At 67.1% G+C, this 20,370-nt stretch carries 19 protein-coding genes; 11 read left to right on the top strand and 8 right to left on the bottom strand.

Annotated features, from left to right (window positions below; genetic code table 11):
- Nucleotides 1–59 precede the first annotated feature (59 nt).
- Together AC1DY7_RS17375 and AC1DY7_RS17370 are read left to right on the top strand one after the other, a co-directional pair.
- On the top strand, nucleotides 60–1,073 hold the full coding sequence (locus AC1DY7_RS17375; protein WP_477494933.1) for an alpha/beta hydrolase: 1,014 nt from the start codon (nucleotides 60–62) through the stop codon (nucleotides 1,071–1,073).
- Between the two features lie 129 nt (nucleotides 1,074–1,202).
- Nucleotides 1,203–2,033, top strand: coding sequence for a hypothetical protein (locus AC1DY7_RS17370; protein WP_477494932.1), 831 nt, complete (start codon nucleotides 1,203–1,205; stop codon nucleotides 2,031–2,033).
- On the opposite strand, the gene purH is transcribed toward AC1DY7_RS17370, so the two are convergent.
- Genes purH through sfnG form a run of 5 tightly spaced genes read right to left on the bottom strand, consistent with a single transcriptional unit; the run spans nucleotide 1,993 to nucleotide 7,676 of the window.
- Entirely contained in the window at nucleotides 1,993–3,561 is a 1,569-nt protein-coding gene (gene purH, locus AC1DY7_RS17365; RefSeq protein ID WP_477494931.1) for a bifunctional phosphoribosylaminoimidazolecarboxamide formyltransferase/IMP cyclohydrolase, read from the bottom strand. The two genes, AC1DY7_RS17370 and purH, sit on opposite strands and share 41 nt — an antisense overlap.
- Entirely contained in the window at nucleotides 3,558–4,187 is a 630-nt protein-coding gene (gene purN, locus AC1DY7_RS17360; protein ID WP_477494930.1) for a phosphoribosylglycinamide formyltransferase, read from the bottom strand. The genes purH and purN overlap by 4 nt, the downstream gene beginning before the upstream one ends.
- 10 nt (nucleotides 4,188–4,197) lie before the next feature.
- Nucleotides 4,198–5,577, bottom strand: a complete 1,380-nt coding sequence (locus AC1DY7_RS17355) for a cell division protein PerM (RefSeq protein ID WP_477494929.1) — start codon at nucleotides 5,575–5,577, stop codon at nucleotides 4,198–4,200.
- A gap of 60 nt (nucleotides 5,578–5,637) precedes the next feature.
- On the bottom strand, nucleotides 5,638–6,486 hold the full coding sequence (locus AC1DY7_RS17350) for a DUF5336 domain-containing protein (protein WP_477494928.1): 849 nt from the start codon (nucleotides 6,484–6,486) through the stop codon (nucleotides 5,638–5,640).
- A 59-nt stretch (nucleotides 6,487–6,545) separates the two neighbouring features.
- Nucleotides 6,546–7,676: a dimethylsulfone monooxygenase SfnG gene (gene sfnG / locus AC1DY7_RS17345; protein ID WP_477494927.1), complete on the bottom strand. Its 1,131-nt coding sequence runs from the start codon at nucleotides 7,674–7,676 to the stop codon at nucleotides 6,546–6,548.
- Nucleotides 7,677–7,893: 217 nt separating this feature from the next.
- Between sfnG and AC1DY7_RS17340 the strand changes: the two genes are divergently transcribed.
- The 3 genes from AC1DY7_RS17340 to AC1DY7_RS17330 all read left to right on the top strand — a co-directional run bounded on the left by AC1DY7_RS17340 (nucleotide 7,894) and on the right by AC1DY7_RS17330 (nucleotide 9,679).
- A complete protein-coding gene (locus AC1DY7_RS17340; RefSeq protein WP_477494926.1) occupies nucleotides 7,894–8,742 on the top strand; it encodes an LLM class F420-dependent oxidoreductase in 849 nt (282 codons plus the stop codon).
- Between the two features lie 59 nt (nucleotides 8,743–8,801).
- The gene (locus AC1DY7_RS17335; RefSeq protein WP_477494925.1) at nucleotides 8,802–9,254 is read left to right on the top strand and encodes a carboxymuconolactone decarboxylase family protein; all 453 of its coding nucleotides are present in this window, start codon (nucleotides 8,802–8,804) and stop codon (nucleotides 9,252–9,254) included.
- Nucleotides 9,255–9,379: 125 nt separating this feature from the next.
- On the top strand, nucleotides 9,380–9,679 hold the full coding sequence (locus AC1DY7_RS17330; RefSeq protein WP_477494924.1) for a hypothetical protein: 300 nt from the start codon (nucleotides 9,380–9,382) through the stop codon (nucleotides 9,677–9,679).
- Nucleotides 9,680–9,772: 93 nt separating this feature from the next.
- Here AC1DY7_RS17330 and AC1DY7_RS17325 read toward each other — a convergent pair whose 3' ends face one another.
- Entirely contained in the window at nucleotides 9,773–11,302 is a 1,530-nt protein-coding gene (locus tag AC1DY7_RS17325; protein ID WP_477494923.1) for an acetyl-CoA acetyltransferase, read from the bottom strand.
- A 157-nt stretch (nucleotides 11,303–11,459) separates the two neighbouring features.
- Between AC1DY7_RS17325 and AC1DY7_RS17320 the strand changes: the two genes are divergently transcribed.
- From AC1DY7_RS17320 to AC1DY7_RS17305, 4 genes are all read left to right on the top strand, one after another.
- Entirely contained in the window at nucleotides 11,460–12,575 is a 1,116-nt protein-coding gene (locus AC1DY7_RS17320; protein WP_477495064.1) for an ATP-binding protein, read from the top strand.
- 10 nt (nucleotides 12,576–12,585) lie between these two features.
- On the top strand, nucleotides 12,586–13,665 hold the full coding sequence (locus AC1DY7_RS17315) for a MarR family transcriptional regulator (RefSeq protein ID WP_477494922.1): 1,080 nt from the start codon (nucleotides 12,586–12,588) through the stop codon (nucleotides 13,663–13,665).
- Nucleotides 13,666–13,718: 53 nt separating this feature from the next.
- Nucleotides 13,719–14,342 (top strand): TetR/AcrR family transcriptional regulator, encoded by a 624-nt coding sequence (locus AC1DY7_RS17310; RefSeq protein WP_477494921.1) that lies wholly within the window; start codon nucleotides 13,719–13,721, stop codon nucleotides 14,340–14,342.
- Nucleotides 14,343–14,424: 82 nt separating this feature from the next.
- Nucleotides 14,425–16,287: a S9 family peptidase gene (locus AC1DY7_RS17305; protein WP_477494920.1), complete on the top strand. Its 1,863-nt coding sequence runs from the start codon at nucleotides 14,425–14,427 to the stop codon at nucleotides 16,285–16,287.
- A 54-nt stretch (nucleotides 16,288–16,341) separates the two neighbouring features.
- On the opposite strand, the gene sucD is transcribed toward AC1DY7_RS17305, so the two are convergent.
- Complete coding sequence (gene sucD / locus AC1DY7_RS17300; RefSeq protein WP_477494919.1) at nucleotides 16,342–17,244, bottom strand: succinate--CoA ligase subunit alpha; 903 nt, start codon at nucleotides 17,242–17,244, stop codon at nucleotides 16,342–16,344.
- A gap of 15 nt (nucleotides 17,245–17,259) precedes the next feature.
- On the bottom strand, nucleotides 17,260–18,423 hold the full coding sequence (sucC, locus tag AC1DY7_RS17295) for an ADP-forming succinate--CoA ligase subunit beta (RefSeq protein ID WP_477494918.1): 1,164 nt from the start codon (nucleotides 18,421–18,423) through the stop codon (nucleotides 17,260–17,262).
- Between the two features lie 271 nt (nucleotides 18,424–18,694).
- Between sucC and AC1DY7_RS17290 the strand changes: the two genes are divergently transcribed.
- Together AC1DY7_RS17290 and AC1DY7_RS17285 are read left to right on the top strand one after the other, a co-directional pair.
- Complete coding sequence (locus AC1DY7_RS17290) at nucleotides 18,695–19,780, top strand: M23 family metallopeptidase (protein ID WP_477494917.1); 1,086 nt, start codon at nucleotides 18,695–18,697, stop codon at nucleotides 19,778–19,780.
- Nucleotides 19,773–20,339, top strand: coding sequence for a hypothetical protein (locus AC1DY7_RS17285; RefSeq protein WP_477494916.1), 567 nt, complete (start codon nucleotides 19,773–19,775; stop codon nucleotides 20,337–20,339). Before AC1DY7_RS17290 ends, AC1DY7_RS17285 begins: the two co-directional genes overlap by 8 nt.
- Nucleotides 20,340–20,370 lie beyond the last annotated feature (31 nt).

Below are 20,370 nucleotides of genomic sequence, written 5' to 3'. Positions count from 1 at the left end.
GGTGCAGGCATGGCCACCTGTGATTTCCAGCCGCCAGAATACCCGGTACCATGGGTACCGTGAATTTGCTCGAATGGCGTGATCGGCCGACGACGGTGCAGTTCGGCCCTGCCTCGCGACAGTCCAAGCTGCTCGGTTTGCTGACGTCGATCCTGCTCCGGCCGGTGCTCGGCGTGCTGACGGTCATCGGCCTGATGTTCAACAAGGTATGGCCGGCCGGGCTGCAGCGGGCGCACCTCGATCTCATCGACCGGCCGCTACGCATCATCCGTCCCCTGCCGGGCACCGCGGTGACCAAAGAGACCCTGCCGCACTGCCCCGCCGAGTGGATCGTCGCCCCGAACGCGCGGGACTCCGAACGCGTCATCGTGTACTTCCACGGTTCAGCACTGGTCACCCTCGGGCTCAACTCGCACCGGCGGTTCGCCTCCAAACTGTCCGAGTCCACCGGCGCGCAGGTCTTCAACGTCGGTTACCGACTGGCTCCGCAGGCCAGCATCGACGAGGCCGTCGAGGACGGGGTGGAGGCATACCAGCATGTGCTGGCCCTCGGCTTCTCACCGGAACACGTTGTGCTCGCCGGTGATTCGGCAGGTGGTCTGATGGCCGCCGACACCGCGCTGGCGATCCGCGACGCGGGCCTGCCGGTACCGGCGGGCCAGGTCCTGCTGTCCGCGTTGACGTCTGCCGATATGCAGCTCAAATACGATGCCCTCAAAGAACACATGGACGTGCTGTTCCCATTCATGACGGTCAAGTTCATCTACGACGTGTTCGCCACCGTGAACGGCACCCGGCCGGTGCCGGTGATGCCGTCCGAGGCGAACATGCGCGGACTTGGCCCGTTCCTGCTGCAGATCGGCACCAACGAGATGCTGCGCAACGACACCTTCACGCTGGCCGATCGGCTGCGCGCCGACGGAGTGCCGGTCTGGGTTCAGGTGTGGGACAAGGCAATGCACATGTTCCAGTTGTCCTTCGACGTCAACCCGGACGCCCGCCGCGCCGTCGAGGAGATCGCGTCGTTCGTGGCCTATGTGACGACGGTGCAGCGCGACGAGGCCAGCGCCTGACGCCTGTAGTCGTCTTGTTGGGTGCTCCAGCGAGATCGACGTCAGAGTCGTTGTGAGTTATCCACAGCCATCACGTCGATCTCGCTGGAGCACGCCAAAGACGTCGGTGGCCCCTGTCACGATGCCGCTATGGAACCGATCATCGGCTCGGAAGCCGTCGCGAGCGGGATGCTCACCAGGGGTGAACTGCGCTGGCGGTTCACCCCCCTCTACCCGAATGTCTATGTGCCGAAGGGGACTACGCCCAGTCTGATCGCCCGGACCACAGCGGCGTGGCTGTGGAGCGGCCGTCGGGCCATCATCGCCGGCCGGACCGCTGCCGCACTGTACGGCGTGCCCTGGATTTCGGATGCCGCGTCAATTGAACTCATCGCACCGAACAGCAAGCACCCCGACGGCATCATCGTCCGCAATGAACGCATCACCGTGGATGAGATCCGGGTCATTGCGGCCGTACCGATCACCACCCCGGAACGCACGGCCCTCGACCTCGCCCGACACCTGGAGTTGGTTGCCGCTGTCGAACACCTCGATGCGTTGGCCCGCATCACCGGCTTGCGCAAGGACGACATCTGGCACCTCGAGGAGCGTTATCCAGCTGCGCACGGAATGATCGCCGCCAGACAGGCGATAGCCCGGATGGATGCCGGTTCCGCATCGCGCTGGGAAACGCAAGTCCGCCTCATGCTGCACAGTTTCTCGGGCATACCGACACCCCGCACCAGGCTCCACATCAGCGACCTCGTGATCGCGATGGGTTGGCCAAAGTGGAAGGTCGGCATCGACTGTGCGCAACGGCCCACCGACGAGCGTGATTTCCTGGAGCGCATCGGCTGGACGATGGTGTCGGCCCTGCCCAGGGACACCCGACGCTCCATCGTCACCCGGGCCCGCGACGCGCTGTGGGCCCGAGTCGGCCTCAGTGCGCGAAGTGCCGCGCCCCGGTCAGGTAAAGGGTGACACCCGCGGCCTCGGCGGCTGCCGTCACCACGTCGTCACGCACCGAACCACCCGGGTGCACAACCGCTTTCACGCCGGCATTGGTCAGCGTCTCGAGTCCGTCAGGGAACGGGAAGAAGGCGTCCGACGCGGCGACGGCACCCTTGACCCGGTCACCGCCGCGCTCCACCGCCAACCGGGCGGCGTCCACGCGGTTCACCTGTCCCATACCGACGCCGACGGTCGCGCCGTCGGAAGCGACGACTATGGCGTTCGATTTCACCGCGCGGCAGGTGCGCCACGCGAACACCAGATCGGCCAGTGTCGCGGGATCGGCGGGGGTGCCGGTCGCCAGCGTCCAGTTGGCCGGGTCATCCCCGGCTGCGTCCAGGGCGTCGCGCTCCTGCAGCAGCAGTCCGCCACTGATCTGACGGAATTCGACACCGGATTCCTGCGGTTCGGACGCGACCAGGATGCGAATGTTCTTCTTGCCCGACAACACTTCCACCGCACCGGGCTCGTACGCCGGTGCGACGATCACCTCGGTGAAGATGTCGGCCACCGTCTGCGCCATCTCCACGCTGACCGTCGTGTTGGTGGCGATCACGCCGCCGAACGCCGAAAGCGGGTCGCACTCATGGGCTTTACGGTGCGCATCGGCCACCGACACCGATGAGATCGCGATCCCACACGGGTTGGCGTGCTTGATGATGGCCACACAGGTCTGCTCGTGGTCGAACGCGGCGCGCCACGCGGCGTCGGCATCGGTGTAGTTGTTGTACGACATCTCCTTGCCGTGCAACTGCTCGGCCTGCGCCAGGCCCGGCCAGCCCGCGTCGTTGCGGTACAGCGCGGCACCCTGGTGCGGGTTCTCGCCGTAGCGCAGTACCTCGGCACGCCGCCAGGTCGAGCCGACCCACTGCGGCGGCCCGTCGGGAGCGTTGCCTTCTTCGGGGGAAAGCACCGTGCCCATCCAGCTCGCGACCGCCACGTCGTACTCCGCGGTGTGCCGGAAGGCCAACGCGGCCAGCCGCTTCCGCTCGGCGAGGGTGAACCCGCCGGCGCGCACCGCGGCCAGCACGCCCTCGTAGCCCAGCGGCTCGACGACCACGGCCACGCTGGGATGGTTCTTCGCCGCCGCACGCACCATGGACGGGCCGCCGATGTCGATCTGCTCGACGCACTCGTCGGGTGCGGCGCCGGAGGCCACCGTCTCGCTGAACGGATACAGGTTCACCACGACGAGTTCGAAGGCTTCGATGCCGAGTTCGTCGAGCGCGCTGAGGTGCTCGGCTTTACGGGTGTCGGCGAGCAACCCGGCGTGCACCTTCGGGTGCAACGTCTTCACCCGTCCGTCGAGTACCTCGGGAAAACCGGTGACATCCTCCACGGGCGTCACCGGAACACCGGCCTCGGCAATCGTTTTCGCGGTCGAACCGGTCGACACGATGGTCACGCCCGCGTCATGCAGTCCGCGGGCCAGCGCCCCCAGTCCGGTCTTGTCGTACACGCTGATCAACGCGCGCCGGATCGGTTTCTTGTCGCTCATCCGAAGTTAGCCTTTCGCCCCGTCCAGGTGAGACCGCGGGTAGCCACCGCGGCCAGCACGTCCACCAGCAGCCGACGTTCGACCACCTTGATGCGTTCGTGCAGAGTCTCTGCGTTGTCATCATCGAGCACGGGCACGGCTTCCTGCGCCAGAATCGGCCCGGTATCCACCCCGGCGTCGACGAGGTGCACCGTGGCGCCCGTCACCCGCACCCCGTAGGCCAACGCCTCGGCGACGCCCTGCGCGCCGGGGAAGGCAGGCAGCAACGCCGGGTGGGTATTGACGACACGTCCGGAGAATCTCGAAAGAAACTCCGGCCCAAGTATTTTCATGAATCCTGCGCTGACGATCAGGTCCGGCTCGTAGCCGGCGACCGCCGCGGTGAGCGCGGCATCCCAGCCGGCCCGGTCGTCATGGTCGCCCAGCCGCACGGTGAACGACGGAACACCTGCCTGGGCGGCGATCTCCAGAGCGTGGCACGCCCGATCGGTGCCTACCGCGACCACCTCGCCCGGAAAGTCCCCGGCAGTCGCTGCCAGCAGTGCTTCCAGCAGCGATCCGGTGCCCGACGCCAGCACCACCAGCCGCGAGGGCGCCGTCGGGGGCACTCGAAGCGGGGGCTGCACGCCCAGCAGCCTAGTCGCCCTGCTCGCGGGGCTTTTCGGCCGGATCCCCGTCGGCCAGGAAGTGCTCTTCCGGATCCAACCCCGGATCAAACGCCGGATCGAACTCAACGTCGAGCGGCGGCTCCGGCTCGTCGATCGGTTCCGCCGCCTCGGGCTCGGCGATCATCTGGAGTTCTTCGGGATCACCGAACACCACGGTGACGGCGTCATCGGGTTCGGGCTCAGGGTCGGGTTCCGACACAGGCACCGGCACCGGCTTGACCGTTTTGGGTCGCCGCGCCAGACCGCCGGCCATCGCCACGGTGAGCCCACCGATGGACACGAACCACAGGAACACCGCGGGCGCGAACGTGACCTGGTCGACCCCGACGTCGCCGAAGTTGCCGAGGCGTCCGCCGCCGGCGTACCCGAGCAACGCCATGACCGCCGCGGCGAGTGCCGCGGCCACCACCAGTTTCGCCGCGGCCGCAGGCAACGGCACCGGGCGCCGGGCGCACTGCTGGCCGAGTGCCACCGCGGCGACCGCGGCGACGATCAGCAACGCGACCCAGATGGGTCCCAACGGTGGTGTCGGCACAGCCGCCAGCACGGGCACCGCCGGGATGTCCCCACCGAGCACGGTGAACGAGCTGAAAGTGGCCAGCCCGACATGCACGCTCGATCCGACGGCCACCGCCGCGGTGCCGACGATCACGTTGGGGATGTAGAGCGCGGACAGCACCGCCAGGCTGAACTGGCCGAACATCGAGTCGGTGATCCCGAACAAGTCGTGCATGGTGCCCCAGTGCACGACCATCGATCCGACCGCGACGACGCCGGACAGTCCGAGCAGCGCGAGCACACCGGCACCCGCCGCGCGCAGCGCGTCGGGCAGCCAGCGCGGGAGCCATGGAAGGGTCTGCAGCTTGCCGGTGATGATCACGCCGATGACAGCGCCGACGGCATGCACCACGAGCACGCCGGCGAAGGCGCGCCCCGCATTCGGTGTCTGAAGTTCGGTGAGCACCGAGGAGGCATCGTGGATCACCGCCAGCGCCAGCGCCGCGATCAGCAGCGGACCGCCGAGCGCGGAGGCCACCACCCAGCGGATGACGAACCACGACGACCGGGCCGAAGCCGCGGCCGTCGTCCGTGCGGTACCCCACACCATCAGCAGCACCGGAAGCAGCGGCATCACGCCGAGCTCGCGCCCGCCGATCGACACCGGCACCTGATGCACGCCCAGCCACATGCTGGCGATGGCGCCGAAGGCACCCGTCATATCGCTGTTGGCGATGAGCAGCTGCAGCAACGTCACGGCAGCGATGATCCCGAGGGCGACCACGGACGGACCGAACGCGACGCGCAGCAGGTCACGTGCCTGTCGGGTGTCGACCGAACGGTTGTCCACTAGCTGGGTCGCTCCTCGCCGGCGCTCACGCACCCGACCGCCGGACGCGCGACGCCCAGACTACGACGGCGGCGGCCCGGCTTGCTGTGAGGACGCGGCGTGCGGCTGCATGGGGACCGCGGTGGTCGGCTCCGAGGAGCCGGCCGGCTGCGGCTGCCCGAACGCGGGGAAGCCGGTGGGCGGCGTCGGCGGGCCGCTCTGGTGGCCGGGTGCCGGGACGGCGGAGAAACCGCCGGTGTTCTGTCCCGGGTATCCGCCGCCATACTGCGACGGCGGCGCGTAGCCGGGTCGGCCCTGCTGCTGCGGCTGACCCTGAGGCGGGCCGTAGGGCGCTCCGGGCTGGCCCGGCTGGCCATAGTACGGCGCACCGTATTGCCCGTAGGACTGCTCGTATTGCGGGCGCGGCGCCGGGGCGGTGATGATGCCGGATTCCAGCAGCAGCGCCGCGATCGCGACGCCCGCCTGCAGCACGGTGCTGATGATCACCAGGTACAGCGCCCAGCCGATGGTCACACCCTGCGGCGCGTTGATCACCTCGCCGAGGACCAGCAGGAACGACAGCAGCGCGATGGCCGCCACCACACCGGCGGACACCTTCTGCTTGGGCAGCAGGCCCACCGCGGCGATCAGTCCGGCGAGCACGGAGGCGGCGACGGCCAGGCCGATGCCGATGGTGCTGCCGCTGGCGCTCCCGAACTGCGGGAAATCCGAGCTCGTGATCGTCAGCAACGGGCCGAAGTTGAACGCGTACGTCAGCAGTCCGAGCACCGCGACCGCGGCGAACAGGTAGATCGGCAGCTTGGACGGACCCGCCGGATCGGCGGGCTTTCCGAACTGCTGGGTCGGAGCGGCGTACTGATTGCTCTGCTGGGCGGGCGGATATCCGGGACTACCGGGTGGGTAGGTCATGACTCTCCTGTGTCAGCGATCTCGACCACCCACGCTAGCGCACCCACTTGTGAGAGACGTCAAGCCGATACGAGCACCGGGGCGTCGACCGTGTGGTCTTCGGACGCTTCGATTTCGCGGACGAGGGGCAGGACGTGCTTGCCGAAGTACTCGATTTCTTCCTGGAAGTGGAGGAAGCCACCCAGGATCAGATCCACCCCACGTTTGCGGTACGCGGCGATCCGCTCGGCGATCTGCTCCGGGGTTCCGATCAGCTGGGTCCGGAATCCGTCGTTGTACTGAACCAGGTCCTCGAACGACGAATCGGCCCACATGCCCTTCTTGTCACCTGTCGAGTTACCGGCCTGCTGCACCGCCCCACGGAACCCCTCCACCGCCGGCTTGTTGGCCTTGGCGATGATCTCGCGCAGGGTGTCTCGGGCTTCTTTCTCGGTATCGCGGGCGATGATGAAACCGTTCAACCCCACCCGCACCTCACGGCCCACCTCCCGGGCATGATCACGCACCTCCACCACCTGCTCGGTGAGACCCGCGAAGTCCTTCCCGTTGGAGAAATACCAATCCGCGTACAACCCACCGTTGCGCCGCGCCGCCGTCGAGTTACCCCCTTGGAACAACTCCGGGTTGGGACGCTCGGGGGTGTTCAACGGCTTGGGCTTCAGCGTGAAATCGTGGATCCGGTAGAAATCGCCGCGGAAGTCGACATCGTCCTCGGTCCAGATCTTGCGCAGCACCTGCAGGAACTCCGCACTGCGCCGATAACGCTCGTCGTGCTCCAGCCACGGCTCACCCAGGTGGGTGAATTCGTCCTTGAACCACCCCGACACCACATTCACCGCGAACCGCCCACCCGAGAGGTGATCAGCGGTCGCGCCCAACTTGGCCAGCACCGCCGGCTGCCACAACCCCGGATGCACCGCCGCGATCACCTTCAACCGCTCCGTGGCCAACAGCAACGCCAAGCTGAAACTGGTCGACTCGTGCTGGAACTCCGCACCGTAGCTGGCTTCGTACCGCACCTGCGACAACGCATACTCGAACCCGTTGTTCTCCGCGGTCTGCGCCAACTTCTTGTTGTACTCGTAATTCCAGTCCGTGCGCTGCTCGATATCACTGGTCACCAGACCACCGCTGACATTGGGCACCCAATAGGCGAACTTGACGTGATCGGCAATCCGTTCAGTGCTCATGACGGCTGATTCCAGCCCGGTCGCACCGCGTCGTCACGGGTATAGATCGGACTGATCCTGAGAACTGTCGGCACCCCGGCGGGCATCGCCGCGTCCAATTCCGGCGCCGCCGGACAACCCTGCCGAACCCGTCGCACGCACCCTTCCTGCGGTCATACCGGCCGCAGGTGACACCCCGGCCTTGCTCTACGGACTAGAACACGTTCTAATTCTTGCCATGGACTATGGGCTCGTACTCTTCACCAGCGACCGTGGCATCGCCCCGGCCGCCGCCGGCAAGCTCGCCGATGATCACGGCTTCACGACTTTCTACGTGCCCGAGCACACGCATATCCCGATCAAGCGCCAGGCCGCCCACCCGACAACCGGCGACGAGACGCTGCCCGACGACCGCTACATGCGCACGCTGGATCCGTGGGTGTCCCTCGGTGGCGTGGCCGCGGTGACCGATCGGGTCCGGCTGTCGACGGCGGTGGCCCTACCCGTCGAGCACGACCCCATCACGCTGGCCAAGTCGATCGCCACGCTGGATCACCTGTCCGGCGGCCGGGTCAGCCTGGGTGTCGGATTCGGCTGGAACACAGACGAACTCGCCGACCACAAGGTGCCGCCGGGGCGGCGCCGGACCATGTTGCGCGAATACCTGGAGGCCATGCGCGCGCTCTGGACCCAGGAAGAAGCCGAGTACGACGGCGAGTTCGTCAACTTCGGCCCCAGCTGGGCGTGGCCGAAGCCGGTGCAGTCGCACATCCCCATCCTGGTCGGCGCCGCGGGCAACGAGAAGAACTTCAAGTGGATCGCAAAGTCCGCCGACGGCTGGATCACCACGCCGCGCGACTTCGACATCGACGCGCCGGTGAAGCTGCTGCAGGACACCTGGGCCGCGGCAGGCCGCGACGCGGCACCCCAGATCGTCGCGCTCGACTTCAAGCCCGACGCGGACAAGCTGGCGCACTGGCGCGAACTCGGCGTCACCGAAGTGCTGTTCGGCCTGCCGGACAAGTCCGAGGCGGAGGTCGGCGCCTACGTCGAGCGCTTGGCCGGCAAGCTCGCCGCCCTCGTCTGACACAACTCGTTGGCGCCAATTCCATTCGGGCCCAACCCGTGCGGTGCAGAATACGGGCCATGACCCAACGAGTGAATCTCGGGAAATCCGCGCCCGAGCTGTATCGCGCCGTCGCCGGACTCGACCGGCTCGCCTCCGAGGTGGTCGAGAAGGCGGGCATCGCCACCGGGTTCGCGCACCTGTTGCGCCTGCGGGCTTCGCAGCTCAACCAGTGCGCGTTCTGCGTCCGTATGCACGCGAAGGACGCCGCGGCCGACGGCGAGTCGGCCGATCGGATCGCGGTGCTCCCGGCCTGGCGGGAGACCGGCTACTTCGACGTCAAGGAACGGGCCGCGCTGGCGTTGGTGGAGGCCATCACTCTGATCGCGGACGGGCAACTACCCGATGCGATCTATGAAGACGCGGCCGCCCACCTGACGAACGACGAGATCTCCGCGGTCGAGTGGCTGGCCGTGGTCATCAACGCCTGGAACCGCATCGCGATCCCCAGCCGCTATCCCGTCGATCCGTAGGTTTGCTGGGCCGACGGAAAGGTAGCCTCCAGCCGTCTTTTTGGTGACCTCCGGGTGAACGTCGATCGACGAAGGCATGGCAGAACCCACAGGACATCCACCGGTTCAGACCCAACGATGCACCCATGTCAGTCGCCCCGATCTCGGACGAATACGAATACCGCATCCCCACCCGGCCGGTGCTCGTGGCCGCCAGGAGATCGCACCCCGGCACGGCCGACGCCGCGCAGGCCCGCCTTTTCGCGGCACTCCTGGAGGCCGAGATCGCCGAATTGAGCGCGTATGCCGTCGCCGCCGAGGAGAAGTGGAAGCGCAGCCACCCGGCCGACGCCAAACGTCCGGACGGATTGACCCGCCAGCACACCCGCGTCGACGAGGCACGCCGACTGCTCGCGGCACTACATGATCGATTCCTGCTCACCTGACCGAATTCGGATCAGCGAGAATGTAATTCGGCTTCGCTGTCCGGGTGCGCGACGGTGGCGCCGACACGGCCGCGGGGACGTGTTTGCTGGCCGTCAGGCCAGTGTCGCGCGGTTGCCGTTCTCGGTTGATTGTACCGAGATACTTGCGCCGAGCGGCTCGCCGTCGGACAGCAGAGCCACCAGCGTCTCGTCCGTGCTCGTCGCCATGAAGCGCGATCCGTCGGCATCCAGGCGGCCGATGATGATCCCGGTGGGCGGCGTCCAGTCGTAGCGCACCGAGTAGGTCTCGATGGTGCCGATTCCGTCGGGATGGCGGGTGACGGAGACCGTCGGCAGGGCGTCGATCTGGGCTTGCAGGTCGCGGCTGCGATCGGCCACCCATTCGGCCGGGTCGGCGGAGTAGACCCCGACCGAATACTTGCTCATCACACCGCCATTGGCGCCGACCAGACCGAATTGACCTGGCCTGTCCCTCATCTCGTGGACGGTCTCGACGATTCCGTGCAGTGAATAACTGTTGCCCGGGCCACCGAAGAACGGCAGACCACCGGTCAGCGTCAGCCCCCGCGGATCATCGGTGGCCAGCCCTGCCGTATCGCACACGGTGAACACCGGGAAGGGGAAGCAGCTGTACAGATCGAAGGTGGACACATCCGCCAGCCCGATGCCGGCGACCCGAAGCGCCTCGGCCACTGCCAGTTCCGCAGACGCGCTGGTGCTCAGATCCGCCCGGTCCAGCAGCGGCTGCTCGACCATATCGGCGTGCCCGCGCAGGTAGACCCACTTCTCCTCGGGCACCCCGAGTCGCTGGGCCGCCGCCACCGACATCACCAGGATCGCGGCGCCCTGGTTCACCTGATCGCGGGCCACCATCAGGCGCGGGTACGGATCGCAGATCATCCGGTTGGCGGCCGTGACGGTGGCCAACTCGTCGGCAGAACGTTCGGTCGGCGCCGACGAATACGGGTTCTTGGCAGCGACCTTGGAGAACGGCGCGAACAGTTCGGCCATCGCCTGCCGGTAGTCATCGACCGACACCCCCAGCCGGGCCCGCCGGGCGTTGTCCAGCAACCCGTACTGCACCGGCGCGCCGGTGAGTCCGTGCGTGGCGGTGTACTCGTTCATGTACTGGTCGAATCCGTACCCGCGGTCCTCCAGCTGACCACCGACCTGCTCGGAATGATCCGGCTTGTCGTCACGGTCGGCGAAATACCGCAGCGTGGAGCCGTTCTCGGACCCCAGTACCAGCACCACCTCGGCATGGCCGGCGGCGATGGCACCCGCGAACTCCGTCACCACCTTCTGCGAGCCGTGCCCGCCCAACGGTTCGAGCACGGCGCGGGCCGGGTCGGCACCAACACGTGCCGCGACCGAGCGCACGTAATTGTCCGAACAGCCCAGCGGCGCCTCCGAGAACGGCGTACAGATCTCGAACTGCCGGAGCCCGACGAACACGTCGATCGATCGCGCGACGGCCGTGGCGTCGGCGTCGGTGTTCTCCAGCGCGGCGCGGGTTGCGGCGGCGGCCAGGTCCACCGAGGACATCCCGCGGTAGCCGGCATCGCCGAGCCGCTCGGTGAACTGTCCGACCCCGACGATGACGGGGGTGCGTGGATCGACCATGGCAAATCTCCTGACGCGTGTTAATTCGCCAGGCTAATGGAAAACCGGAACACGTTCCAATTTCCCGGGCTATTACGCGTCATAATTGTTGTACGTCTATTCCGACGTACAACAACATGGACGTAGGATGACCGACATGTCCTGGCCCGTTCGTCCGATGTCCCTGGTGGTGGGTGGTGTGGTGCCACCGGAGAATGTCGTCGGCCGGGTTCGGGAGCAGCAGGAGATCCTGGCGAGCCTTCCGGACGGCGGCGCCGCGCTGGTCGGTGACCGCAGGCACGGCAAGACGTCGTTGTCCCGCCTGGTCGCCCACACCGCACGCCAGAGTGGGCTGACCGTCATCTCGGTCAGCGCAGAACGACAGTCCTATGCCGAGTTCATCTCCGCCCTCGCGGGTGAACTCGGCCGACTCGACACCACGCTGCGCCAAGAGGTCGACCGCTGGAAGATCGCCTTCGGAACCGGCCCGGTGCGGTTCGAACGAGCCCGCGCCGAAGCCGCGCTCGACGACCTGCTCCAACGGTCGGTGGCTCGCACCGCCGACGGGCCGCTGGTGTTGTTCATCGACGAGGTCACCGTGCTGGCCCGCAATCTCGAACGCGAGAAGGCGGGCGGCGGAGACGGCTTCCTGCATCTCCTCCGCAGGCTGCGCCAGGACCACGCCGGCCGGTTGGCCACGGTGCTGTCGGGATCGATCGGCTTCCACCACATTTCCGGCGAGGCCCTGAGTTCGGTCAACGACATCCGCAAGGTGACGGTCGGGCCGATCCGGCACGATCACGCCACCTACCTGGCCGAGTGCCTCCTGCTGGGTGCCCAGGTGAACACCACCGACGCTCATGCGGTAGCCGCGGCCATCGCCGGCGCGGCCGAGAACGTGCCCTATTACATCCAGCATCTGGTGGCCGCGGCCGCTCGGCTCGGCGAGCCGGTGAGCGCCGAACGCATCCCGCTGCTTCTCGATGCGGCCATCACCGACCCACATGATCCATGGGATCTCCGGCACTACCGGGACCGGTTGCGCCATTACTACGGCGAGGACGCACCGGCCATCGCCGGGTTGCTGGACATCTACGCCCACGCCCCGGAACCGTTGGGCGTCAACACAGTTCTGCAACTGCTCAGCAGCGAAGGGTCGCCCGTGCGGGAGCGCGACCGGCTGGTGTCGTTCATCGAGCGCCTGGAGCAGGATCACTATCTACGCCGCCATGGCGACGACGACTCGTTCGCATCCGGACTGGTGCAGCGCGCCTGGCGGGCACTGCGACGATGATGGCGCGACCATGAGCGCTCCCCTGTACAGCCCCGGCACCGCCGACGCCGCGGACCTCGACGCACGCACGGTCGGCCGGGAAGCCCTGTTGGCGCGACTCGTCGCTCGCCTCGGCACCGCCTCTGCCGACGGGTCGCGCCCACACACCCTGATCGTCGGGCCCCGCGGCAGCGGCAAGACCCACGCGGTGCGGGTCACGCTGCATCGCACACTGACAGAGCACGCCGAATCCATACTGCCCCTTGTCATTCCCGAGGACGCCCTGGCCATCGGCAGCTACGCGGACCTGCTGGTCGAACTCCTGCGCGCACACGAACCGGGCACCAAGCACGCCCGCGACGACGTCGTCGCGCTGGAACGCGTCATCCTCGATATCGCCGACGGCAGGATGGTGCTCGCCGTCATCGAGAATCTGGACCGGGTGTTCGACGCCATCGGCGAGGCGGGGCAGGGCAGCCTGCGCGCCTGGGTCGAAACATCCACCGCGGTGACGATTCTGGCGACATCACCGGCATTGTTTCCCGGGGTGTCGTCGCGCAGCCGGCCCTGGTACGGATCCTTCATCATCGAGGAGCTGACCGAGTTGGCCGCCGCAGACGCGGCCCGGATCGTCGCCGGGGCTGCCCGCGAGCGCGGGAACGACGCTCTGGCGAGTTACGTGGAATCAACCGACGGGCTGCGCCGCGTCGCCGAGATCGCATCGCTGGCCGGCGGGGCACCACGGGTATGGCGCATGGTCGCCGACATCGCCGACCGCGACGGACTGCACGCCGTGACACCGGTGGTGACGGCCCTGCTGGACCGGCTCACGCCCGCGTACCAGGAACGCCTGTGGCAGCTGCCGGTCGGCGAACAACGCCTCGTCGTCGAGATCGCACGCGGCGACGGTGCGCGAACCGTCTCTGATCTTGCCGCCGCAGTGGGTATTTCGAGCCAGACCGCGTCGGCCGCGCTGGGCCGGCTGGTCACCGCACGCTGGGTGGCGGCAGCGAAATCGGAGACCGGAGACAAGCGGGCCAGCTGGTATGACCTCACCGAACCGCTGGTGCGCCACGTCCTGCGTTACCGCGAAGGCCTGCCTACTCCTTGACGAACCTGTCACCAAGTGCCACAGTGGTGGTGTCACTAAGTGACAGGAAGGGTGTGGTCGAGATCAGCGACAAGCAGGCGCAGGCCCGGCTGGCCGTATCCAGACATGCGGCTGCCCTCTTCTGGGAAAACGGGGTGGCAGCGACCAGCGGTGACGATATCGCCGCTGCGGCAGGGCTTTCCACCAGAACCATCTGGCGCTACTTCCGTTCCAAGGAGAGCTGTGTAGAGCCGCTGCTGGCCAAGTCGTTGGAGCGATTCCTGGCCTCGGCGCATCGCTGGCCACACGAGTTGTCCCTCATCGAGCATCTCGCAGCCGAGGCCATCACGTACCCACTGTCACCGCAGGACATCGCGGATGAAGTCGCCGCCTTGCGGATCGCGACCATGTCCGCCAGTGACCCGGCGTTGCGGACGGCCTACCTGATGGTGCACGACGAGATGGAGCGCGGTCTGATCCCGGTGATCGCCGACAGACTGGACCTGGCGGCCGACGACCTCACGGTGCGGCTCTGCGCCGCCACCGTCACCGGAGCCTTCCGCGTCATCGACGAGGACGTCGGCCGCGCCGTGATCATCGAGGGAAAGAAAGTCAGCCAGGACGAGGCGTACGGGCTGATCGACCGCGGCATCCGGGAAGCGACCGACGGCCGCCTCGGTGGCCCGGTGGTGCGCTGATACCCACTCCCCCAACCGAATACACCCCGAGCCCGCGCACCAGCAGGCCCGTCGGACAAACACGCCCCGAGAAAGGACGACCATGCGACCCGAGAAGATCACCGTCGAGGAGTTCTTCAGCCCGCCCGAGCGCACAGCGGCGAACATCTCGCCGGATGGCACCCGGATTGCCTACCTCGCACCGTGGAAGAACCGGCTCAACGTGTGGGTACAGGACCTCGACTCCGAGGAATCCGCCCGCTGCGTCACAGCCGACGACACCCGCAGCGTGTACATCTATCGGTGGACCCATGATTCGCGGTGGCTGCTGTACATGCAGGACAACGGCGGCGACGAACATTGGCACGTCTATCGCGTCGACCTCGAGGACCCGGAAGCCCCGGCGGTCGATCTGACGCCGTTCCCCGGCACCAGGGCCGATTTCGACCTTCTCAAGGGCCGCCCGGGAAAGGCCGTCGTGCAACTCAACAAACGCAACCCCGAACTGTTCGACGCCTACGAACTCGATATCGCCACCGGAGAACTGACCCTGCTCGCGGAGAACCCGGGCAACGTCATCAGCTGGCTGTCCAGCGAGAACGGCGACCTGTTCACCTCCGTCCTCACCGCCGATGGCGACGTCGAGCTGTCACGCTGGGACAAGGGCGCAAAGTCGTTGCGCAGCATCAAGACCTACGACGGCACCGACTATCCGCTGGGCATCCACCCCATCGCCGTCACACCCGACGGCACCGGTCTGTGGCTGGGATCCAACGAAGGCACCGATCGCACCCGTCTGGTACGCGTCGACGTGGCCACCGGCGCGGAGACCGAGGTGGACAGCCACCCCACCCTCGACCTCGCCTCCCAGATGATGCTGCCCTCGCCGCTGATCCTCAGTTCCCGCAGCGGCGAACTGATCGGCGCCCGGTACTACGGGGAGCGTCAGGTGATCCACGCACTGGACCCGGAGTTCGCCGAGGTGTTGGAGAAACTGTCCGGGCTCTCCGACGGCGATCTGGCGGCGCTGTCCTGCGATGCCGAGGGCCGGCGCTGGGTGGTGAACTTCACCCACGATCGCGACCCTTGGGCCACTTATCTTTACGACCACGCCACCGGCGAGAGCCGACTTCTATTCCGCCCCTACCCGCACCTGGACCCCCGCGCCCTCGCCCCGATGACACCGGTGACCATCACCTCGCGTGACGGCCTGGCCCTGCATTCGTATCTCACCTTGCCGGTGGGGTCGGACGACGAGGGCACCGAACCCCTACCGCTGGTGCTGCTGGTCCACGGCGGTCCGTGGGCTCGCGACTGCTGGACTTTTCAGCCCGATGTACAACTGCTCGCCAATCGCGGATACGCCGTGCTGCAGGTCAACTTCCGCGGATCGACGGGTTACGGCAAGGCGTTCGTCAAGGCCGCCATCGGTGAATTCGCGGGCAAGATGCACGACGACCTGATCGACGCGGTGAATTGGGCTGTGCAACAAGGCATTGCCGACAAGGACCGGGTGGCGATCTTCGGCGGCTCCTACGGCGGCTATGCCAGCCTGGTCGGCGTGACGTTCACCCCGGATGTCTTCGCCGCGGCCATCGACTACGTCGGTATCTCCAGCCTGCCCAACTTCATGCGCACCCTGCCGACCGTCGCGCGGCCGTTCCTGGCGAGCAACTGGCATCTCTACGTCGGCGACCCGTCGGACCCGGCGCAGGAAGCCGATATGCTGGCGCGCTCGCCGATCACCAAGGTCGACCAGATCCGCACCCCACTGCTGGTGGTGCAGGGCGCCAACGATTCCCGGGTGGTGCAGGCCGAATCCGACAACATGGTGGCCGCCCTGCGCGACCGTGGCGTCGAGGTCGAATACATGGTCAAGGCGGACGAGGGACACGGATTCCTCAACCCGGACAACCAGATCGACATGTACCACGCCGTCGAGCGGTTCCTGGCCGAGCACCTGTAGCCGGCAGCAGAAAGGCCCCCGCCGATGTGGCGGGGGCCTTTCCGTCAGAACGACTTACAGGTTGGCGAGCAGTTCGCGTGCCTTGGCGGCGGTCTCCGAAGGGGTCTTGCCGACCTTCACGCCGGCGGCCTCCAGTGCCTCCTGCTTACCGGCCGCGGTGCCCGCACCGTCGGACACGATGGCACCGGCGTGGCCCATCGTCTTGCCTTCGGGAGCGGTGAAGCCCGCGACGTAGCCGACGACCGGCTTGGTGACGTTGGCCTTGATGTAGGCGGCGGCCTTCTCTTCGGCGTCGCCACCGATCTCGCCGATCATCACGATCAGCTTGGTCTCGGGATCCTTCTCGAACGCCTCGATGGCGTCGATGTGGGTGGTGCCGATGACCGGGTCGCCGCCGATGCCGATGGCGGTGGAGAAGCCGAGATCGCGCAGCTCGTACATCATCTGGTAGGTCAGGGTGCCGGACTTGGACACCAGTCCGATCGGGCCCTTGCCGGTGATGTTGTTCGGCGTGATGCCGACCAGCGACTCACCGGGGGTGATGATGCCGGGACAGTTCGGCCCGATGATGCGCGTCTTCTCGCCCTTTTCGACGTTATAAGCCCACGCATACGCGCTGTCCTGCACCGGGATGCCCTCGGTGATGACGACCAGCAGCGGGATCTCGGCGTCGATGGCCTCGATGATGGCGTCCTTGGAGAACGCCGGCGGGACGAAGGCGATCGACACGTCGGCGCCGGTCTCCTTGATGGCCTCGGCCACCGAAGCGAACACCGGCAACTCGATATCGTTGCCGTCTTTATCGACGTGGGCGACCGTGGTGCCGGCCTTGCGGGCGTTGACGCCGCCGACGACCTGGGTGCCGGCCTTGAGCATCAGCTTGGTGTGCTTGGTGCCCTCGCCGCCGGTGATGCCCTGGACGATGACCTTGCTGTCTTTGTTGAGGAAGATTGACATCTTTGTTCGGCTCCCTTACTTGTTGGCCAGCTCGGCGGCTTTGTCGGCCCCGGCGTCCATGGTCTCGGCCTGGATGACCAGGGGGTGGTTGGCCTCGTCGAGGATGCGGCGACCCTCTTCGACGTTGTTACCGTCCAAGCGCACGACGAGCGGCTTGTTGGCGCTGTCGCCGAGCTTCTTGAGCGCGCCGACGATGCCGTTGGCGACCGCGTCGCAGGCGGTGATGCCACCGAATACGTTCACGAAGACACTCTTGACCTGGCTGTCGCCCAGGATGACGTCCAGACCGTTGGCCATCACCTCGGCCGAGGCGCCGCCACCGATGTCGAGGAAGTTGGCCGGCTTCACGTTGCCGTGGCGCTCGCCCGCGTAGGCGACGACGTCGAGCGTCGACATGACCAGACCGGCGCCGTTACCGATGATGCCGACCTCGCCGTCGAGCTTGACGTAGTTGAGGTCGTTCTCCTTGGCCTTCAGCTCCAGCGGATCGGTCGCGTCCTTGTCCTCGAACTCGGCGTGGCCGGGCTGGCGGAAGTCCGCGTTGGCGTCGAGGGTGACCTTGCCGTCCAGCGCCAGGATCTGATCGTCGGGCGTACGCACCAACGGGTTGACCTCGACAAGGGTGGCATCCTCGCCGATGAAGACCTCCCAGAGCTTCTGGATGGTCACGGCCGCGGCGTCGAGCACCTCGGCGGGCAGGTGGCCCTGCTCGGCGATCGACCGCGCGAAGGCGAGGTCGACACCCTTGACGGCGTCGACGGGCACCTTGGCGAGACGCTCGGGCTTGGTCGCGGCGACCTCTTCGATCTCCATGCCGCCCTCGACCGAGCACATGGCCAGGTAGGTGCGGTTGGAGCGGTCGAGCAGGAAGGAGATGTAGTACTCCTCGGCGATGTCGCTGGCCTCGGCAACAAGGAGCTTCTTGACGACGTGGCCCTTGATGTCCAGGCCGAGGATGTTGGAGGCGTGCTCCAGCGCATCAGCGGGGGTGGCCGCGTACTTCACGCCGCCGGCCTTACCGCGGCCGCCGACCTTGACCTGAGCCTTCACCATGACCGGCTTGCCGATCTCTTCGGCGATCGCCTTGGCGTCGTCGGCTGAATCGGTGACGCGGCCGGGGGTAGTGGGAACGTTGTGCTTGGCGAACAGCTCTTTCGCCTGATATTCGAAGAGATCCATGAGCTCTGAGAAATCCCTGTCTGTCTGCGTTGACGTTTGACTTCAATTCAGCGTGTGGGCCTAGACCGGCTCGCTGGGCACTTTATCGACCCTCGGCGCGACCACCCGCATCGCCCACCTGAGTTGTGCTATATCTCACCGGGGCCCGCCAGTGATACAGCTCACAATCCCGGTTGGAATACCCACTTAGGTTGCCACCCTCATCCGGGTTTGGTTAACGTGCCTACTGGTCCAGATCACGGCAAGGTCACGAAAAGAAGGACATCGCAGGTTGCCTGAGCACAGTTCGCCCCGCCCCGACAAGGGGACCGCGACGAGCGCTCGCACCAAGAGCAGTCCCCTCTCTGCCGCTGAAGTCACCGACATCATCCCGTTCAACGAGTTCGGTGACCTGCATGAACTCGATTTCCGGGATAGTTCGGCCTTCGACAAGGAGCAGCGCGTCATCGCCGCCCCGGAGCTCGACGACATGCACGACACCGACGATCTGGTGCCGTTGCGGTTGGCGGTGCCCTCCGAGTTCGAAGCGGCAGTCGACTCCGATGAACCCAAGCGTTCGACCCGCGGCTACCGCGACAGCCACACCGATCTGAGCGACGGCCTGGCCAAGACCGACATCATCGACATCCGCGGCCAGCGTCTCGGTGGCGGCTCGCATCGCAAGCAGACCGTCGGCGCCGTGAAGAGCCGGCTGCTGATCGCCGCCATGGCCGCCGGCGCCACCGCCTCGGGCGCCTACACCCTGAGCACCGCTGACTCGACCACCACCGCATCGGACACCGTGCTGACGGCCGGCCAGTCCGGGATCAGCGGTGGCGTCATCACCGGTTCCTCGGACGGCATGCAGATCGTCACCGTCGAGCCGGCGGCCAGCTCCGCCGTGCACGCCGAGGAGATCACCAAGGCCGCCGCCTTCGCCCAGGAGCGCGCCGAGCGCGAGGCCCGGCTATCCCGGCCGCTGTTCGTCATGCCCACCAAGGGCGTGTGGACGTCGGGCTTCGGCTACCGCTGGGGTGTCCTGCACGCCGGCATCGACATCGCCGGACCGATCGGCACGCCCATCGTGGCGGTCTCGGACGGCACCGTCGTCGACGCGGGACCGACCGCGGGCTACGGCGCGTGGGTCAAGATCCGCCACAGCGACGGCACCGTCACCCTGTACGGGCACGTCAACACCTGGCTGGTGTCGGTGGGTCAGCGCGTGATGGCCGGCGATCAGATCGCGACCATCGGCAACCGCGGCAACTCCACCGGCCCGCACTGCCACTTCGAAGTCTTGCTCAACGGCAGCAACCGCATCGACCCGGTGCCGTGGCTCGCCCAGCGGGGGCTTAGCCCCGGCACCTACGTTGGATGACGTGAGTCCCGAAGCCATACCCGAGGATCCCCGCACCAGCATCATCCGCCGGAACCCCACCGGCTCGTTTCCGGCCGTCGCACCCGTACTCGGCGACGATCGCACCACGTTCGTCCGCACCCCCGCCGAGTCCGAGCAGACCAGCTACATCCCCAGGCCCACTCCGCGCGCGGTGCCGTCGCGTCGCGCCGCCGGGCCGGCCACGGCCATCGCCGCCGCGGTGTTGAGCATCCTGACGGGCTGGGCCACCGCCGTCATCGCCACCGACCTGATCGCGGGCTGGTGGCGGACCGACCGGTTGTTCTGCGTGGCCATCGGATTCCTGACCGCGATCTCCGCCGCCGCGGGGATCGGTGGCCTGATCGCGCTGCTGTTGCGCCACCGGATGGGTCGGTTGCTCATCGTCGTCGGGGCGGCCATCGGCCTGCTGATCTTCGGCTGCCTGTTCATCGCGGGCGCCCGGCTGCATCCCGTGGTGTACGCGATGCCGGTGCTGCCCGTCGCGGCGATCGTGCTGGCATTGGCGCCTGCGACGGCGCGGTGGGCGCGCCAGGAATGACCGTCCGGTACACAGCACTCTTCCAGTCAGC

The organism is Mycobacterium sp. P2_H7 (assembly GCF_056403275.1).
The sequence above is the reverse complement of the archived record's forward strand: the minus strand, read 5'-3'. Positions and strand labels throughout refer to the sequence as shown.

Coding starts and splice junctions, on each gene's coding strand:
- purH (WP_477494931.1), bottom strand. CDS start 3,561: ATGAGCGACAAGAAACCGATCCGGCGCGCGTTGATCAGCGTGTACGAC.
- sucD (WP_477494919.1), bottom strand. CDS start 17,244: ATGTCAATCTTCCTCAACAAAGACAGCAAGGTCATCGTCCAGGGCATC.
- AC1DY7_RS17335 (WP_477494925.1), top strand. CDS start 8,802: ATGACCCAACGAGTGAATCTCGGGAAATCCGCGCCCGAGCTGTATCGC.
- AC1DY7_RS17350 (WP_477494928.1), bottom strand. CDS start 6,486: ATGACCTACCCACCCGGTAGTCCCGGATATCCGCCCGCCCAGCAGAGC.
- AC1DY7_RS17320 (WP_477495064.1), top strand. CDS start 11,460: ATGTCCCTGGTGGTGGGTGGTGTGGTGCCACCGGAGAATGTCGTCGGC.
- AC1DY7_RS17370 (WP_477494932.1), top strand. CDS start 1,203: ATGGAACCGATCATCGGCTCGGAAGCCGTCGCGAGCGGGATGCTCACC.
- AC1DY7_RS17330 (WP_477494924.1), top strand. CDS start 9,380: ATGTCAGTCGCCCCGATCTCGGACGAATACGAATACCGCATCCCCACC.
- AC1DY7_RS17340 (WP_477494926.1), top strand. CDS start 7,894: ATGGACTATGGGCTCGTACTCTTCACCAGCGACCGTGGCATCGCCCCG.
- AC1DY7_RS17325 (WP_477494923.1), bottom strand. CDS start 11,302: ATGGTCGATCCACGCACCCCCGTCATCGTCGGGGTCGGACAGTTCACC.
- AC1DY7_RS17305 (WP_477494920.1), top strand. CDS start 14,425: ATGCGACCCGAGAAGATCACCGTCGAGGAGTTCTTCAGCCCGCCCGAG.
- sfnG (WP_477494927.1), bottom strand. CDS start 7,676: ATGAGCACTGAACGGATTGCCGATCACGTCAAGTTCGCCTATTGGGTG.
- AC1DY7_RS17315 (WP_477494922.1), top strand. CDS start 12,586: ATGAGCGCTCCCCTGTACAGCCCCGGCACCGCCGACGCCGCGGACCTC.
- sucC (WP_477494918.1), bottom strand. CDS start 18,423: ATGGATCTCTTCGAATATCAGGCGAAAGAGCTGTTCGCCAAGCACAAC.